The sequence below is a fragment of the Sphingomonas sp. NFR15 genome (assembly GCF_900103265.1).
Taxonomy (GTDB): Bacteria; Pseudomonadota; Alphaproteobacteria; order Sphingomonadales; family Sphingomonadaceae; genus Sphingomonas; species Sphingomonas pollutisoli.
Genome location: NZ_FMWX01000004.1, coordinates 57,440 through 73,818, shown reverse-complemented (window position 1 = coordinate 73,818; position 16,379 = coordinate 57,440). Strand labels below are relative to the sequence as shown.

General features: G+C 66.8%; 18 protein-coding genes and 1 other RNA gene. 14 read left to right on the top strand and 5 right to left on the bottom strand.

What is annotated here, in order from left to right:
• Positions 1–101: 101 nt before the first annotated feature.
• Positions 102–1,037: a threonine ammonia-lyase gene (locus BLS81_RS11055; protein ID WP_093223860.1), complete on the top strand. Its 936-nt coding sequence runs from the start codon at positions 102–104 to the stop codon at positions 1,035–1,037.
• Positions 1,038–1,239: 202 nt separating this feature from the next.
• Here BLS81_RS11055 and BLS81_RS11050 read toward each other — a convergent pair whose 3' ends face one another.
• Complete coding sequence (locus BLS81_RS11050) at positions 1,240–1,896, bottom strand: alpha/beta hydrolase (protein ID WP_069205844.1); 657 nt, start codon at positions 1,894–1,896, stop codon at positions 1,240–1,242.
• A gap of 103 nt (positions 1,897–1,999) precedes the next feature.
• Between BLS81_RS11050 and BLS81_RS11045 the strand changes: the two genes are divergently transcribed.
• The 9 genes from BLS81_RS11045 to BLS81_RS11010 all read left to right on the top strand — a co-directional run bounded on the left by BLS81_RS11045 (position 2,000) and on the right by BLS81_RS11010 (position 9,202).
• Positions 2,000–3,070, top strand: a complete 1,071-nt coding sequence (locus BLS81_RS11045) for a cysteine desulfurase family protein (protein WP_093223859.1) — start codon at positions 2,000–2,002, stop codon at positions 3,068–3,070.
• Positions 3,067–4,161, top strand: coding sequence for a cysteine desulfurase family protein (locus tag BLS81_RS11040; RefSeq protein ID WP_093223857.1), 1,095 nt, complete (start codon positions 3,067–3,069; stop codon positions 4,159–4,161). Before BLS81_RS11045 ends, BLS81_RS11040 begins: the two co-directional genes overlap by 4 nt.
• Positions 4,158–4,481 (top strand): 2Fe-2S iron-sulfur cluster-binding protein, encoded by a 324-nt coding sequence (locus BLS81_RS11035; RefSeq protein ID WP_093224243.1) that lies wholly within the window; start codon positions 4,158–4,160, stop codon positions 4,479–4,481. The genes BLS81_RS11040 and BLS81_RS11035 overlap by 4 nt, the downstream gene beginning before the upstream one ends.
• 43 nt (positions 4,482–4,524) lie before the next feature.
• Positions 4,525–4,752, top strand: coding sequence for a hypothetical protein (locus BLS81_RS11030; RefSeq protein ID WP_093223856.1), 228 nt, complete (start codon positions 4,525–4,527; stop codon positions 4,750–4,752).
• Positions 4,753–4,843: 91 nt separating this feature from the next.
• Positions 4,844–4,938, top strand: an RNA gene (gene ffs / locus BLS81_RS11025) — signal recognition particle sRNA small type.
• A gap of 87 nt (positions 4,939–5,025) precedes the next feature.
• On the top strand, positions 5,026–5,739 hold the full coding sequence (locus tag BLS81_RS11020; protein ID WP_256326196.1) for a 2OG-Fe dioxygenase family protein: 714 nt from the start codon (positions 5,026–5,028) through the stop codon (positions 5,737–5,739).
• Positions 5,740–5,820: 81 nt separating this feature from the next.
• On the top strand, positions 5,821–7,044 hold the full coding sequence (locus BLS81_RS21100; protein WP_256326195.1) for a YihY/virulence factor BrkB family protein: 1,224 nt from the start codon (positions 5,821–5,823) through the stop codon (positions 7,042–7,044).
• Entirely contained in the window at positions 7,041–7,703 is a 663-nt protein-coding gene (locus BLS81_RS21095; RefSeq protein WP_256326194.1) for an HAD family hydrolase, read from the top strand. Before BLS81_RS21100 ends, BLS81_RS21095 begins: the two co-directional genes overlap by 4 nt.
• 116 nt (positions 7,704–7,819) lie before the next feature.
• Positions 7,820–9,202: an SDR family NAD(P)-dependent oxidoreductase gene (locus BLS81_RS11010; RefSeq protein ID WP_093223853.1), complete on the top strand. Its 1,383-nt coding sequence runs from the start codon at positions 7,820–7,822 to the stop codon at positions 9,200–9,202.
• A gap of 4 nt (positions 9,203–9,206) precedes the next feature.
• Here BLS81_RS11010 and BLS81_RS11005 read toward each other — a convergent pair whose 3' ends face one another.
• Entirely contained in the window at positions 9,207–10,037 is an 831-nt protein-coding gene (locus BLS81_RS11005; protein ID WP_093223851.1) for a hypothetical protein, read from the bottom strand.
• Between the two features lie 180 nt (positions 10,038–10,217).
• Between BLS81_RS11005 and BLS81_RS11000 the strand changes: the two genes are divergently transcribed.
• Genes BLS81_RS11000 through BLS81_RS10985 form a run of 4 tightly spaced genes read left to right on the top strand, consistent with a single transcriptional unit; the run spans position 10,218 to position 14,036 of the window.
• Complete coding sequence (locus tag BLS81_RS11000; RefSeq protein WP_093223850.1) at positions 10,218–12,107, top strand: HAD-IIIC family phosphatase; 1,890 nt, start codon at positions 10,218–10,220, stop codon at positions 12,105–12,107.
• 19 nt (positions 12,108–12,126) lie between these two features.
• Complete coding sequence (locus BLS81_RS10995; RefSeq protein ID WP_093223848.1) at positions 12,127–12,717, top strand: LbetaH domain-containing protein; 591 nt, start codon at positions 12,127–12,129, stop codon at positions 12,715–12,717.
• Entirely contained in the window at positions 12,710–12,997 is a 288-nt protein-coding gene (locus tag BLS81_RS10990) for an acyl carrier protein (RefSeq protein WP_256326193.1), read from the top strand. The genes BLS81_RS10995 and BLS81_RS10990 overlap by 8 nt, the downstream gene beginning before the upstream one ends.
• A 55-nt stretch (positions 12,998–13,052) precedes the next feature.
• Positions 13,053–14,036 (top strand): class I SAM-dependent methyltransferase, encoded by a 984-nt coding sequence (locus BLS81_RS10985; protein WP_093223847.1) that lies wholly within the window; start codon positions 13,053–13,055, stop codon positions 14,034–14,036.
• A 19-nt stretch (positions 14,037–14,055) separates the two neighbouring features.
• Here BLS81_RS10985 and BLS81_RS10980 read toward each other — a convergent pair whose 3' ends face one another.
• The 3 genes from BLS81_RS10980 to BLS81_RS10970 all read right to left on the bottom strand — a co-directional run bounded on the left by BLS81_RS10980 (position 14,056) and on the right by BLS81_RS10970 (position 15,928).
• Positions 14,056–14,616 carry an NUDIX domain-containing protein gene (locus BLS81_RS10980; protein WP_093223845.1) on the bottom strand — a complete coding sequence of 187 codons (561 nt, stop codon included), beginning with the start codon at positions 14,614–14,616 and terminating at the stop codon, positions 14,056–14,058.
• Positions 14,617–14,783: 167 nt separating this feature from the next.
• The gene (locus BLS81_RS20765; protein WP_176787130.1) at positions 14,784–14,948 is read right to left on the bottom strand and encodes a hypothetical protein; all 165 of its coding nucleotides are present in this window, start codon (positions 14,946–14,948) and stop codon (positions 14,784–14,786) included.
• A gap of 455 nt (positions 14,949–15,403) precedes the next feature.
• Entirely contained in the window at positions 15,404–15,928 is a 525-nt protein-coding gene (locus tag BLS81_RS10970; protein WP_093223842.1) for a Ros/MucR family transcriptional regulator, read from the bottom strand.
• Positions 15,929–16,379 lie beyond the last annotated feature (451 nt).

Below are 16,379 nucleotides of genomic sequence, written 5' to 3'. Positions count from 1 at the left end.
CAGCGGAAGCGCGAGATAGGGTCGGCGTTTTGGGATGTAAAGCGGTTTTAGACGCTCGGAGATAATATGTGACGATTTTACGACAGCCGACCCGCGCCGGGGTGCGCGACGCCGCCGCCAAAGTGGCCACGGTGGTACCGCCAACGCCGTTGTTTGTGACCGAAGTTCAAGGAGTTGCGGTGGCTTTCAAGGCCGAATCGCTGCAGCCGATGGGTGCGTTCAAACTGCGCGGCGCATGGCACCGGCTGACCGCGATCGACGCCGAATCGCGCGCGCGCGGGGTGGTCGCCTTCTCGTCGGGCAATCATGCGCAGGGGGTCGCATGGGCGGCGAAGCGGCTGGGCATGCCGGCGCTGATCGTGATGCCGGCGGATGCGCCGCGCTCCAAGCGCGAGGGCACGCTCGCGCTCGGCGCGGAGATCGTCTCCTATGACCGCGCCACCGAAAGCCGCGAGGCGATCGCCGCGCGACTCGCCGAGGCGCGCGGTGCCGTGCTGGTGCCGAGCTTCGATGATCCGTGGATCATCGAGGGGCAGGGCAGCGCCGGCATCGAGGCGGCGCAGCAGATGGCCGAGCGTGGGCTGGGGCCGGTGACGCAAGCGCTGGTGCCATGCGGCGGTGGCGGACTGGCGGCGGGTATTACGCTCGCGCTGCCCGACGCGAAGATCACCGTGGTCGAGCCCGAGGGCTGGGACGATATGCGCCGCAGCCTGGAGGCGGGCTGGATCGAACCGGTGGGCGAGGGCGCACCGCCGACGGCGTGCGATGCGCTCCAGACGTTGCGTGTCTCTCCGCTGACCTTCGATGTGCTGTCACGGCGCGGCGTGGAGGGCGTGGCGGTCAGCGAGGCGGAGATCCGCACCGCGCAACGTTGGGCGGCGGAACGGCTGCGGCTGGTGGTCGAGCCCGGCGGCGCAGTCGGACTGGCCGCGCTGCTCAGCGGCAAGGTCGCGCCGGTGCCGGGGATGCTCGTGGTGCTGTCGGGCGGCAACGTCGATCTGGCTGCCTATGGGCGGGTGCTCGCGGGGCTGGATTAGGCAAGAGCCGCAGCGTCATATTCTCCCGCCCGTCGCCCCGGCGCATGCCGGGGCCGCTGAGTCATGGAGGGTGCGGGCAGTCACGTAGCGGCCCCGGCCTACGCCGGGGCGACGGGGTTCGATCGTACGCCGGGACAAAGCTCAAGCCGCGTCCCGGCTTTCAAAAGGTAGCAAATCGGCGGTCCCGATCCGCTACCGCGCCTCACCGGATCGGCGAGTTCGGATCGAGCCGCATATCGAGATATTTGTCCACCGATCCCATCAACTCCGGCATCTCATGCTCGAAGAAGTGGTTCGCCTTGGGGATCGTGTCGTGGTGGATGGTGATGTGCTTCTGCGTGCGCAGCTTGTCCACCAGCTTCTGAGTCGCGGCCGGCGGCGAGACCTCGTCATTCTCGCCCTGGATGATGATGCCGCTCGCCGGGCAGGGCGCGAGGAAGGTGAAGTCGTACATGTTCGCGGGCGGCGCCACCGAGATGAAGCCGCGGATTTCCGGGCGGCGCATCAGCAACTGCATGCCGATCCACGCGCCAAAGCTGAAGCCGGCGATCCAGGTGGTCGAGGCTTCGGGATGGAAGCTCTGCACCCAATCGAGCGCGCTCGCCGCGTCGGACAGCTCGCCGACGCCATTGTCGAACGTGCCCTGGCTCTTGCCGACGCCACGGAAGTTGAAGCGCAGCGTCGCGAAGCCGCGCCGCTGGAAGGTCTTGTAGAGTTCCTGCACGATGCGGTTGTTCATCGTGCCGCCCGCCGTCGGGTGCGGATGCAGGATCATCGCGACCGGCGCGCGCGGGCGCGGGGCGGGGGAGAAACGGCCTTCGAGGCGGCCGTCAGGGCCGGGGAAAATGACTTCTGGCATCGAACCTGCTGACAAAAAATCGGGGCGCGTGCGGACACGCGGAAGTTGTGCGCTATATAGGCACGACGCGCCAAGGCGCAATCATTGTGAACCGGAGCCTGACTTGGCCGACCGCCTCTATCTCGATCACGCCGCCACGACGCCGATGCTTGAGGCGGCGCGCGCGGCGGTGGTCGAGGGGATGGCAGGCTGGGCCAATCCCTCGTCGCCGCACGCCGAGGGCCGTGCCGCGCGCGCCGCGCTGGAACGTGCGCGCGGCCAGATCGCGGCGGCCTATGGCTGGCGCGGCGAGACGCTGCTGACCAGCGGCGCGAGCGAAGCGCTAGCGATCGCGCTCGGCCGCTCGGTGCCGGCACGCCGGCTGATCGGCGCGACCGAGCATGACGCGGCGATCCGCGCCGCCCCCGGCGCGGCGATGATCCCGGTGACGGCGGACGGGCTGATCGACGGCGCGGCGCTGGCGGAGCTGTTGGCGTCACCAGCGCTGGTCGCGGTGCAATGGGCGAACAGCGAGACCGGCGTGCGCCAGCCGATCGCGGAGATCGCCGCGATCGTCCACGCGGCGGGCGGGTTGCTGCTGGTCGATGCCGCGCAGATGCCGGCCGGGGTCGACCCCGCGCTTGTCGAGCACGCCGATTTCATCGCGATCTCGGCGCACAAGCGCGGCGGCCCGCCCGGCACCGGCGCGCTGCTGGTGCGCGACCTCGCGACACTGACGCCGGTGGGCGGGCAGGAGCGCGGCTATCGCGCCGGTACCGAGAACCTGCCCGGCGCGCTCGGTCACGCCGCGGCGCTCGCCGTACCGGAGCCGGTCTCGCACTATGCGGCCCTGCGCGAGAGGCTGGACGATGCGATCACGCGCTCGGGCGGCGATGTCGTCGCGCGCGCCGCGCCGCGCCATCCCGCGATTGGATCATATCGGATGCGCGGTCTCGCGGCGGCGACCCAATTGGTGCGCTTCGACATGGCGGGCATCGCGGTCTCGGCGGGCAGCGCCTGTTCGTCGGGCAGCATGAAGCCGAGCCATGTGCTGACCGCGATGGGCTGGACCGGCGAGGCGACGCGCGAGGTGATCCGCGTTAGTTTCGGGCGCGCCACCACGGCGGAGGACGTCGACCGTTTCGTCGCCGCCTGGCGCGACATCGCGCGCGGCGTACGCGCGTTCGCGGCGTGATCTACCTCGATTATCAGGCGACCACGCCGCTCGCGCCGGAGGCGTTCGACGCGATGCTGCCGTGGCTGCGCGAGGATTTCGCCAACCCGCATTCCGCGCACGCCGCCGGCCGCAAGGCGCGGGCGGCGGTGGAGGCCGCGCGTGCCGAGGTCGCCGCGCTGCTGCCGCCCGGCGGCGGCGTCAGCTTCACCAGCGGCGCGACCGAGGCGCTCAATTGGGCGATCAAGGGCACCGCCGGCGACATCGTCACGCTCGCCACCGAACATGCGGCGGTGCTCGATACCGTCGCCTACGCGCGGTCGCAGGGGCGCAAGGTCACCGTGCTCCCGGTCGGCGGCGACGGTCTGGTCGATCTCGATCGCGCCGCCGAGGCGATCATGCCGGGCACCGGCCTCGTCGCGGCGATGCTCGTCAACAACGAGATCGGCGTGATCCAGCCGGTCGCGGCGCTCGCCGATCTCGCTCACGCGGCCGGCGCGGTGATGCTGTGCGACGCGGTGCAGGGCTATGGCCGGGTGCCGATCCCCGCGCATTGCGATCTCCTCGCCGTGTCCGCGCACAAGATTCACGGGCCGAAGGGGATCGGCGCGCTGTGGATGCGCGACGGCATCGCGCTGGCGCCGCTGCTGCACGGTGGCGGGCAGGAGGCGGGTGGACGATCAGGCACGCTGTCCCCCGCCTTGTGCGCGGGCTTCGGCGTCGCGGCGCGGCTGGCGCGTACCGGTGGAGCGGAAGACGCCGCGCACGTGGCGCGGCTGTCCGCCGCCGCGCTGGCGCGGTTCGATGCGGCGGGGTGGGCGCTCAACGGCAGCGCCGACCAGCGTTACAAGGGCAATCTCAACATGCGGCGCGATGGGGTGGATGTCGCGCGGCTGATGTCGGAGCTGCGCGACATCGCCTTCTCCGCCGGGTCCGCCTGCGCCAGCGGTTCGGGGCGGTCGAGCCATGTGCTGCGCGCGATCGGGCTGAGCGATGCGCAGGCGCGCTCGAGCATCCGCCTCGGCTTCGGCCGGTATACGCGGGAGGACGATGTGATCTTGGGCGTGGATCGCATCATCGCCGCCGCGCGGGCGCAATGGGGCGCGGCATGATCACGGTCACCTTCATCGGCGCCGATGGCGCGCGCGCCACCGCGCAAGCCGCGCCCGGCGATCGGCTGCTCGAAGTCGCGCAGAATGCCGGCCAGCCGCTCGAAGGCACGTGCGAGGGGCAAATGGCGTGCTCGACCTGCCACGTCATCGTCGATGCCGCCGATTTCGCGCTCTTGCCGCCCGCCAGCGAGGAGGAGGAAGACCTGCTCGATCTCGCGAGCGGGGCGACGCGCCACAGCCGGCTCGCCTGCCAGATCACGCTCGAACGGCCGATCACGGTCACCATTCCGGGTGAATCGCGGAACATGCAGGGCCGCTGATCATTTCGCTCCCGTGCCCTCAAGGCATAAAGGAGCGAATGCCATGAAGTTGAAGCTGATCCTGTCGGCGTGCCTCGCCGTCGCCACGCTCGCCCCGGTCGCCGCCACCGCGCAGACCCACGAGCGCGTCGTCCGCGAGCGGACCGTCGTCCGGCATAGCGTGCGCCATAATGATCGCCGCCCGGGCTGGCGCCACCAAACCCGCCGCGTCTGCCGGATGGAATGGCGCCACCATCGCAAGGTCCGCATCTGCCGCACCGTGCGCTGGTAATTCCGCGCCACCACGGGCGCGCCGCGAGAGGCGGCGCGCCCGATCCGGCGATCCGCACTTGATCCCGGCGCGTTACCCCGCCATATGCGCGGCGGGAGTCGGGCGGACGTGGTCGTCGCCAACTTGGTCAGGGCCGGAAGGCAGCAGCCACAACGATTTCGCCACGGGTCGTCCGGCTCCTACCACATCTCTCTCCAAACGGTTGAACAGCGCTCTTCCGGGTGCGGCGCGGCGGGCCTATGGCCGGCCAGCATCTTTCCCGAAGGACCAGCCGTGGCGATCACCCCATCCACTTTGACCAGCGCCCTGGCGGAGCGTTTTTTCCTACACCTCTCCGCTCCGGACGCGCTCGCCCTGCTGGATCGTCCGTCCTCCGAATGGACGGCTTTCGCGACATCCTGGGATCGTCTCGGCCCCGATCGCTACATGGCCGACGGCGGCCGCTACCGCCGCCGCCGCCACGCGACGTTCGAGGTCCGCGCCGGCGCGCTCCGCCGCAAGCCGCACCAGCCGCACTTCCAAAGCCGCGATTACAACCCGCTCAACGGCGACGTGCAGCGCTGGTTCGATCCGATCGAGCCCGCCATCGCCGACAGCGCGATCCTGCGCGCGATCTTCGAGCGCTTTACGCCGGTGTTCGACACGCTCGACGAGCGTGGCGCGGGCGCGGCATGGCACAGCGAAGTCCACCAGTTCCGCATCGAAACTTCGCCCGCCGAACTCGGCCGGCCGACGCCCGAGGGGCTGCACCGCGACGGCGTCGACTGGGTCTTCGTCATGCTGATCGCGCGCGAGAACGTCGCCGAGGGCGTCACCGAAATCGGCGATAATGAAGGCAATCCGCTCGGCCGCTTCACACTCGGCGCACCCGGCGAGTCGGTCGTGCTCGACGATCGCCGCATCCGCCACGGCGTCACCCCGATCGTCGCCCGCGACGGCACGCCCGCCCACCGCGACGCGCTCGTCGTCACCTGGCGCGCCGACTGACACGAAGCGGCAGGAACGGAGCCGGTGCCCGGCGGTTGTGACGATGCCCCTCGCGACGGGCGGCGCACAAATGGGGCAAAGGTGGACAGACAAGGGCGCGATGCCGTCAATCCGTGGCACATGCCGTTCGCGGCCTGGCGCGCCGTCGCGCAGCGGACCTGGGGCGAAGCGGGATCGGACAATATCGGCCTGATCGCCGCCGGTGTCGCCTTCTACGGGTTCCTCGCGCTGGTCCCGCTGCTCGGCGCGACCGTGCTCGTGTACGGCATCGCCGCCGATCCTCCAGCGGTGACGCACGACATCACGAAGCTGGCCTCGGTGATGCCGGCGGACATCGCCAGGTTGATCGGCGAGCAGTTGATGAACGTCGTCGAGACCTCCGACGGCAAGAAGGGGCTCGGCCTGCTCATCGCACTCGCGCTCGCGTTGTTCGGTGCGCGCAATGGCGCGGGCGCGATCATCACCGCGCTCAATATCGTGTATGAAGAGAAGGAGACGCGCAACTTCATCCACGTCAACCTGCTGGCGCTGATGATGACGACGTTGGCGGTCATCATCGCGATCCTGGCGCTGGCGGCCATCGCGACCCTCGGCTACCTTGAGGCGTTCATCCCCGACGCGCCCGGTCTTCTGGTCGTTGCCGGCAAGATCGTCGTCTGTGGCCTCCTCATGCTGGTCGGGGCGGCCGTCGCTGCGAGCTTGTATCGTTACGGCCCGGCACGGCGTCGCGCGCGGTGGATATGGCTCACGCCGGGGTCGCTTCTCGCGGCCTTGATGTGGCTGGCGCTCACGATGGGCTTCGGCATCTACGTCGCCAACTTCGGCAACTACAATGCGACCTATGGATCGCTCGGCGCGGTCGTGGTCACGCTGACCTGGCTGTACGGGTCGAGCTATATTCTGCTGTTTGGAGCGGAACTCAACGCCGAACTCGAACATCAAACCGCGCGCGACACGACCGGCGTGGGCGCGCCGATCGGCGAGCGCGGCGCGTGGGTGGCGGATCACGTCGCCGACGACGGGTGTACGGGCGATGATACGACCGAGGCCCGCATGGTGGGCATTGTCACGCGGGAGCCGTCGTGGAACCCATCGTCGGTGCCGAGCGCTATCGTCGTCAGCCGGATCGCCGCGCGGGCGGGCGGCTTTGCCGGGTTGCCGAACGGCAGCCTTGCCACGACGGTAGCTGCGACCGTCGGCCTGTCCCTGCTGCGCAAAGGAAAGGCGTGGCCGAGTATGGCGGTGCTCGGCGGCACCGCCGCGCTCGTCTGGCTGCGCCGCCACCGACCAAGGACCATGCGATGATCAAGGCGATCTTCTTCGATGTCGACGGTACGCTCGTCGATAGCAACGAGCAGCACGTCACCGCATGGCATGATGCGTTCGCGGAACAGGGGCTTCGGATCGCGCGCGACGCGATCCGTGGACAGATCGGCAAAGGCGGCGATCTGTTGGTCCCCGCGCTGGTGCCGGACGCCAGTGACGCGTTGCGACAGACGCTCTCGGAGCGCCACGGCGCGCTGTTCAAGCGCGCGCACCTCGATGACGTGAAGCCGTTTCCGGCCGCCGCGGCGTTGGTCCGGCACGTCCACGAAAGTGGCCGGCAAGTCGTGCTCGCATCCTCCGCCGACGCGAAGGAGGTCGCGCATTACGTCGAACAGCTCGGCATCGGGAGCGCGCTGCACGCCACGACCACGATCGACGACGCCGAAACATCGAAGCCGGCAGGCGACATCTTCGCGGCTGCATTGGAGAAGGTGAAGCCGCTGACGCCGGACGAGGTGATCGTCGTCGGCGATACGCCCTATGATGTCGAAGCGGCGGCCAAATGCGGGATTCGAACGGTCGCGGTGCGATCGGGTGGCTTCCCGGATGCTGCGTTGCGGGAAGCGGGCGCGATCGCGCTGTATGACGATGTCGCCGAATTGCTCGCGCGCTTCGACGAGTCACCGCTGAACCGGTGAAGACAGGCCGCCGATCGACCACTCGATTGTCGATCCGGAGCCGGCTAGGGGCTCCGCGGGGAAATCGGGAGATCAGGGTGTCTGACGCGCGGTGTATCGGTCGCAAATGTTTCGAAATGGCGGACCAGGAAACGTTCGCGCGGCTTTCGGGGGATCGCAATCCGCTCCACCTCGATCCGCTCGCGGCGCGACGTACGCAGGCCGGTGTCGTGGTGGTGCATGGCGTCCACGCGATGCTCTGGGCGCTCGATTGCTGGTTGGAAGCTGTTCCCTCTGCCTCCGTGGCCGCGATCGGCGCGCGCTTCGACAAATTCGTGGAAGTCGGCGCTCGGATCGAAGCGCGCGCGAGCACGACTCGCAACGGCACGCGCCTGGAGATATATTCGGGCCGGTCGCGGCTTGCCGTCTTCAACGTCCGACACCAAGCGCCGGAGATCTCAATCCGGGAGGACGATAGCGGGTTCTCCCCGCCGAACGTGATCGACATTCCGGCGGAGCCGAGACCGCTCGATTTCGACGATGCCGCGCGGGCGGCGGGCGTAATGCCGGTGCGGCACATCGCCCCGCATTTCGCCGCCTTGCGCCGCACGATCGGCGATGCCGCCGTCGATGGCTTAGCGGGCTTGTCCACGCTTGTCGGGATGATAGCGCCCGGATTGCACTCGATCCTCGCCGGCCTCGATATCACGTTCGATGAACGCGTGATGTCCGCCGCGGGCATCGCCTTTCAGGTGGAACGCGCCAGACCCGACGTCAGGCTACTCGACATCGCCGTGCGGGGCCGCGGGCTGGCTGGCACGGTGAGAACGTTCGTGCGGTCGCCACCGGTCACGCAACCCACGATGCGGGACATGCGCGCGATGATCGGCGCCGAGGATTTCGCGGGCCGCACCGTGCTCGTCATCGGCGGATCGCGCGGACTTGGCGAGTTGGCCGCCAAAGGCCTCGCGGCGGGCGGCGCCACGGTGACGATTAGCTATCTCGTCGGCCGAGCCGAGGCTGAGGCGGTGCGGGCCGATATCGTCGCGAGCGGTGGCCGATGCGAAATCCTGCGCTACGACGCGCTCCAGGATCCGTCGCTCCAGCTTGAAGGTGTGATGGGGGATGTGGAGCAACTCTATTATTTCGCCACCACCAAGATTTTCGTTCGTACCGAAGACGCCTTTGATCCCGAGATCTTCCAGCGCTTCTGCCAGGTCTATGTAGAGGGCTTTTCGCGCATCTGCGCCTACTTGTCCAAGCGGGGCCGGAGCGTGCGCGTCTTTTATCCATCATCGGTCGCGGTAACAGATCGCCCGCAGGCGATGACCGAATATGCGATGGCCAAAGCCGCCGGCGAAATCCTGTGTGCCGATATCCGCCGGTTCGTCCCGCAGGTCGACACGATGATGCGGCGTCTTCCTCGCCTCCTCACCGATCAGACCGCGGGCACGGCCTGGATCGAGACCCCCTCGGGTGTCGACGTGATACTCGATGTCGTCCGCGAGATGAGCCGTTAGCCCATCACTGCCGCGCGACGCTCCAGCGATCGACGCTGAGATGGCCGACACCCTTGACCGGTTCGACGCCGAGCGAGATTCCCCAAAGCCACTCGTCGCCTGTGATCGTCATGTTGGCGCGTAGCCAGGTGAGCGCCGCCAGCATGTCGAGCGTGCCGGCGCGGATGTCTTGCGCGCGTTCGGGACCGAACATGCAGAACTTGTCCTCGATCCGCACCGCCCAACGCATCCCGTTAGGATCGACGAACACCCCCACCGGGCGCGCGTTCTCGAACCAGGTGCGCGATGACTGGGGCATGTGCAGGAACCAGCCGATCTCGAGCACCTTCGCGTCGGGGTCTGTGTCGCTCGATCGCAGATACACTTCGGACAGCACGTTGCCGTCGCCATTGCCGTTGGTGATCGTCCAGGCGAACGCCTGACGGAATTCGCGCACGTCGCGAACGCGCTTGGGAGGCACCGCCACATCGGGTTCGCCGCCGTCGTAGTTGCCGTGCATCACCGCGCTATACGCCCATACGCCGGGTCCGTTGGTCGGGCCGAACGGGGGCCAGCGCCAATAGAATTGCGTGTCGTTAGGGAATTTCTTCAGGTTGACGACGATATGATCGGCTCGCGGCGCCCAAAGCTTGGTCAATGCGGTCATTTCGCCGCCCCACGGCTGCGAATAGGCGAAATAGGGCCCGCTCGTGAACGGCGTCTTGGCCGGCACCCGGACATGCCCCTCGGGCGCGGATGGGACGGTCGCCCACACGATCGCGGCGACACTCGCCACGAGGACCACCATGACGCCCAGCGCGATCCGCAGCAGCGCCCCTATGTTGACCTTACGCATCTGTGGACCCCGTTCTAGTCTGGCGAGCCGTTCGACCCGTATCGTCTGCGAAACCGCAGGTCACCCACTTTATCAATGTCATGAGCCGGCGCCGAAGCCGCGAGCGCTTGCTTTGCCGGCGGCGACGGATAAAGCGCCGGGGATACGGCATGTGAACCGAACGCGAGGCGCTGAACCAGAATGCGGACACGGCTCGACTGGCTGCTGACCAGCGCGGACATTCCCTATCTGACGTCGGACGAGTCCCTGCCCGATAGCGCGCTCGCCGAGCAGGTCCGGCAGTTGGCCCAGTATGAACTCGGCTTCTCCCAGATCTTCAAACTCGACCGCCGGTTGCGCAAGATCGCTGATCCCGCCCGCTATGCCGGTGTCTTGGCGCCGCTTCGGCTCGCGGTGCTCGGCGCCTCGACGCTCGATCATCTGCTGCCGGCGCTGCGCGCGGTGGGTGCGCGCCACGGGTTCCTGATCGACTGTTATCTCGCGCCATATGGTCAATATCTTCGCGAGATCGCGGATCCGGCTTCGGCTCTGCACGCCTTCGCGCCGGAGGTCGTGCTGTTCGCGCTCGATGCCACCCACCTCGTCGGCGAGCAGATCAGCGATGCGCCAGACGCCGCGCTCGATGCGACGATGGAGCGTCTTCGCGCGGCGTGGCGTGGCGTGATCGCGGGGTTCGGGGCGCAGGTGATCCAGCAAACCGTTCTGCCGCGGATGTTGCCGCTGATGGGCTCGAACGAGCACGCGCTCCCCGGATCGCCGGCGCGGATGGCCGCTGCGCTGAACGCGCGTCTGCGCACGGCCGCCACCGAGGAAGGCATCGACCTGCTGGCGATCGACGATGCTGCCGTGCATGACGGCCTCGCCGCGTGGCATGATCCGGTGTTGTGGCTGAAGGGCAAGCAGGAAATCTCGCCGGCGGCGGCCCAGCATTATGCGGACCTGGCGTTGCGGCCGGTCTTGGCGCGGCGCGGGCGTTCCGCCAAATGTCTGGTGTTAGATCTCGACAATACGCTGTGGGGCGGTGTCATCGGCGACGACGGGTTGGGCGGAATCGTGCTCGGGCAGGGCAGCGCGGAAGGCGAGGCATACCTGTCGTTGCAACGCTACGCGCTCGATCTGATGAAACGCGGCGTGCTGCTCGCGGTCTGCTCGAAAAACGACGACGCCGTCGCGCGCGCGGCGTTCGAACAGCACCCGGAGATGCTTCTGCGTCTCGACCATATCACCAGCTTCGTCGCCAATTGGGAGGACAAGCCGACGAACCTGCGCCGCATCGCCGATGAGATCGGCATCGGCCTGGATTCGCTCGTGTTCGTCGATGACAATCCGTTCGAGCGCAATCTCGTCCGCAGCGCGCTGCCGATGGTGCGCGTGCCTGAACTGCCCGAGGATGCGGCGCTCTACGCCGGAACGCTGGCGCGCGCCGGCTATTTCGAGGCGCTGGCGGTCACGCGGGAGGATCGCGAGCGTACCGCTTTGTACGCCGCCAATGCCGCCCGCGAGAAGACCCGTGCGAGCGGTCTCGACATCACGAGCTACTTGGAAAGCCTCGACATGGTGCTGGAATGGCAGCGCTTCGACGCGGCCGGCCAGCAGCGGATCGTGCAACTGGTCAACAAGACCAACCAGTTCAACCTCACGACGCGCCGCTACACCGACGCGGAGATTGCCGCGCTCATCGCCGATCCGAACGCGCTGGCGTTGCAGTTCCGGCTCCGCGACACCTTTGGCGACAATGGTGTCATCGCGATCGTGATCGGGCATCTCACGCCCGGCGGCGAGCTCGATCTCGAAACCTGGCTGATGAGCTGCCGCGTGCTCGGGCGTGGTGTCGAGACCGCGTGCCTGGGAGTCGTCGCTGGCGAGGCGAAGCGTCTGGGTGCGACGGCACTGCTCGGGCGTTACGTGCCGACCGAGCGTAACGACATGGTCCGCGAGCATTACCCGAGATTGGGTTTCGTGGCGGACGGCGCGGATCACGGCGAGACGCGTTGGCGCTTCGATCTTGACCGTCCGCTGCCCGACGCGCTTAATATCAGCGTGAACGACATTCGGGGGAGCGCGACGTGAGCGATCGGCGGACGCGCGGATGAAGGCGGCGGCAAAGCAGTTCGTACTCCTGCTCAATCTCGTCCGGCTCTGGCCCACGCTTTTGCTCGTCGCGTTCAGCAGGGCCGGCGCGCCGATCCGCGCCGACATCCGCCGCTGGTGCACTATCCTGTTTCACGAGGAGCCGACGGGTTTCGCCTTACTCCATCGGCACATGTATTTGATGGTGTTCTTCAGGGAGTATCGCAACCTCGCCTATCTGCGGTTGCCGGGTTCGCGCGCCTATCGCTGGATGATGCCGCCGCTCGCCAGCCTCTATCTGGACATCCCCGATCTCGGCCCTGGGTGCTTCATTCAGCACGGCTTCTCGACGATGGTCGCGGCGGAGCGGATCGGTGCGAATTTCTGGCTCAACCAGCAGGTAAGCATCGGCTATTCCAATGACGACGATTGCCCGACGATCGGAAACGATGTCACCGTGCGGCCTGGCGCGAAGATCGTCGGCAAGGTGAGGATCGGCGACGGCGCCACAATCGGCCTCAACACGGTGGTGACCGGGAACGTGCCGGCTGGCGCCACCGTGTTCGGTGTTCCCGGACGCGTCATCTGGCGTAACCGTGCCGATGGCTGACACTCTTTCCAACGGTATCGAAAAGGACGAAGCGATGCAGCACGACGAGATTGTCGAGGAACTCACCGGCATCTTTCGGGACATTTTCGACGACGACGATTTGGTCTTGCGCGACGACATGACCGCCGCCGATGTCGCGCGGTGGACCTCGCTCAGCCATATCAATCTGATCCTCGCCGTCGAAGACGCCTTCGACATCAAGATCGGTTCGGGCGATATCGAGAAGCTGACCAACGTCAGGGCGCTGCTCACACTGATCGAGCGCAAGGCCGCGCGCTGACGTTCACGATGGGGTGGTCGTATTCGGCACGGTCACGACGGGATAGGGGCATCTCATGCTGATCACGAACCTGGCCACGATCTCCGATCTTCTCGCCTGCCCGGCGTGCGGCGCCCGGCTCGACGTGCCCGCCGACGACGGACCCGTGACGTGTGCGGCGGTCGATTGCCCCACGGCATCGTTCGATCAGGTCGGCGGTCAGGATGTGCTGATCGAATTCAGCGGCAGCGTGCTCGACCGCGAAACCATGCTGGCGACCGGCGGTGCAAGCGTCTGGAAGCGTGATCGGTTGCGCTGGTGGTTCGGGCGGATCGTCTACGGGATCAACCCGATCGCGCGCCATTTCGCGCGCACCGTCATCGCCGAGCTCGAACGATCGCCGCGCGAACGGCCGCTTGTCCTCGTCATCGGCGGCGGCGCGATCGGCAGCCGCGCCGAGCCGCTCTACGAATCCGACAAGGTCGGGGTGGTGGCGTTCGACATCTATGCCTCGCCCAACATCACCTTTCTGGCCGACGCACACCGCATTCCGCTCAAGGACACCAGCGTCGACGCGGTCTGGATTCAGGCGGTGCTCGAACTGACAGTCGATCCGATCCAGGTCGTCAGCGAAATCCGCCGCGTGCTGCGCCCGGGCGGACAGGTATTCGCGACGACGGCCTATCTGTGGTCGGTGTGCGAGGGCGCCTATGATTATTCTCGCTGGACCCCGAGCGGCCTCCGCTGGATGTTCCGGCATTTCGACGTACTAGCGCTTGGCAGCGCATCGGGACTGGGCACCGGCGTGCTGCTCGCGCTGCGGGCACTCGCGCAGTCCTTGCTACGCAGCAAGAAAGCCGGGCACGTCGCGACCTTGCCGTTCTTCTGGCTGCGCTTCCTCGATCGCTTCACCGGCACCCGCGTCGCGCTCGACGCGGCACCGGCGCTGTTTTTTCACGGGCGCCTGGCGGATCAGCCGATCGACGTCCCCGAGTTGGTGCGGTTCTACGATGACCAGATCGCGCTGGAGCGTGAGGGCCGGCGCGTCAGGGAAGGGTGACCCTGGCAAGCGCCGCCGGTCAGGCGAACAGATCGGGCCTGCGCACCCGCAGCGCAAGCAGCAACGTGACCAGCTTGCCATCGGGAAGACGACTATCCTCGTACCTTGCCCAAAGTTCGGCCAACGGGATCTCGTGAACGGTGATGTTTTCGTGTTCTTCCGCAAGCCCGCCGCCTGACGCGATCCGGTCGGTATCGGCATATGGGGCAAGGAAATAGTCCAGCCGTTCGGTCGCGTTGCTTGGCATCGGCCAGATGCAGCCGACGTGATCGAGCGCGTCGAGGCGCACGCCGGCTTCCTCCATCGCCTCGCGGCGCGCGCATTCCTCGGGATCGTCGCTGTCGAGCTTGCCGGCGATCGCCTCCAGCATGTTGGGGAAACCGAGGAGGGTGACCGGCGCGCGCGGCATCGAGACGGTTAACGCCATGCCGGTCGCGGGGTTGTAGGGGAGTACTACGACGGCCTTGCCAAGTTCGATGACGTGCCGGTCGAACGTCACGCCATCGGGCGTGCGCAATCTCACCATCACCAGGTTGAGCCAACCTTGATAGATGGAACGGACGGAGTCGATCGCGAACATGGCGCGGCCTATGCCATCGCGCCATGCGCTACGCCACAATAAGCTCGGCCGCAGATCGTCAGGCTATCGGAGGAGCGGGCGCACCTTGGGTACGCGCGCGCGATCGATGGCAGGGACAACGGCGGGCCGAGGGTCGCTCGGCCCGCCGTGTGTCCGCAATCGTGAGCTTATTGCGGCGAGGTGCCGCCGCCCGTGCCGCCAGTGCTGCCCATCGGGCTGGTGGTGGTGCCACCGGCCGTGCCGCCCATCGAACCGGCAGTGCCGCTCGTCGAACCGGTGGTACCGCCCATCGAACCGGTGGTATCGCCGGTGGAACCCGTCGTGCCGCTCATGCCACCCATTCCATTTTGACCGGTCGACGACGAACCGGTCGATCCCGAGCCATGACGGCCGCGATGCGATGAGCCGCTTTTCTTTGAAGATGAGCTTCCCGTCGTCTGATCGGTCCCCGACTGCATCGACTGACCCGAGGTAGACCCCGTCGATGATTGTGTTCCGCCCATGGTGCCCGACCCGCTGGTCGATTGCCCCGTTGAGCCAGTGGTCGATTGTGCCAGAGCGGCGGCGGGAAGTAATGCGGCGATAGCGGTGGCGAGAAGTACATTGCGCATCTTGGGAAATCCTCTTCCGTGTGATGGCATGAACCGGCAAGCCAGTGTGATCGTTCCGATTTTTCTTACTGTCTTAAGTTAAGAGTAGCTGCGGCAAAGGCCGCGGTGTCACGGCTCGCGTTCAGGCGCGGCGCTATTGATGCGTCGCCCGATCCTTATCGGGCGACGCTTTCCGCTCACGCGGTCTCGTCGGCTTTGCGGCGGGTGCGCTTGGCGGATGCCGCGTCGGGTTCGCCCGTGGCCGATGCCTCCTCGGGAGCATGTGCCGCGCCGCGGCCCTTGCGGCCGAGGCCGATCCGCTGCGCCATCGCCCGCCGCGCGAGTGAGTAATTCTCGGAAACCATCGGATAATCCGGCCGCAGGTTGTAGCGTTCGCGATACTGCACATCCGTGAGGCCGTGGGTCGAAAGATGGCGGCGCAGTGTCTTGTACGGTTTGCCGTCTATCATCGAGATGATGTAATCTTTCGAGGCGAGCGATTTGCGAACCGATACGGCGGGCGTGAACGCATCGGCGGCCGGAGTTTCTTCGCCTGTGGTCTCCGTCGCGCTCGATCCCGAATCGAGTTCGAGGAGGGTGCCGTGCATCGTGCGCAGGAACGCCGGCACATCTTCCGCCGACACGCGGTTGTTCTGATTTCCAAGCCATGCGATCGTCAGTTCGGTCGCGAGTTCGATGGGGTTCAAGGTTTCTTCAGCCATGACACTGTGTCCATATGATCGAGCGGCGATGGACGCGCGCTGCGGGCGAGGGGTTGATTTGTAGCCTGTCTCTTATGTCCAACGTCTCACGACAATGCAAATGGTTGCTCGCGGTTTATATTGGAGGAGTATGCCACGCGAGTGTCTTGTAGGCGTATGAGCGCTACCTGAACTTGTCCTGAAAGAGTTTGATCGCGTTCCTTGGAGCATAAAGGCCTAGGCGGAAATCGGTGTGACCGACTTCATCTTTAGCACGCCGTCGGCGAGCGGTCGGAGCGCTTCTGCCAAATCAACATATATTCCAGCGGTTTGCATCATGCCCTGCGCGCGAGGAGGCTGGACCTTTCCCCTGCCGCCATGAGACGATCGTGCGGATATTGTTTTCGGTAGCGCTAACAGTTTCGGTGAGCCGCTGCTAAGCGGAGGGGCCGGCAAACGGCCACGGATTCGG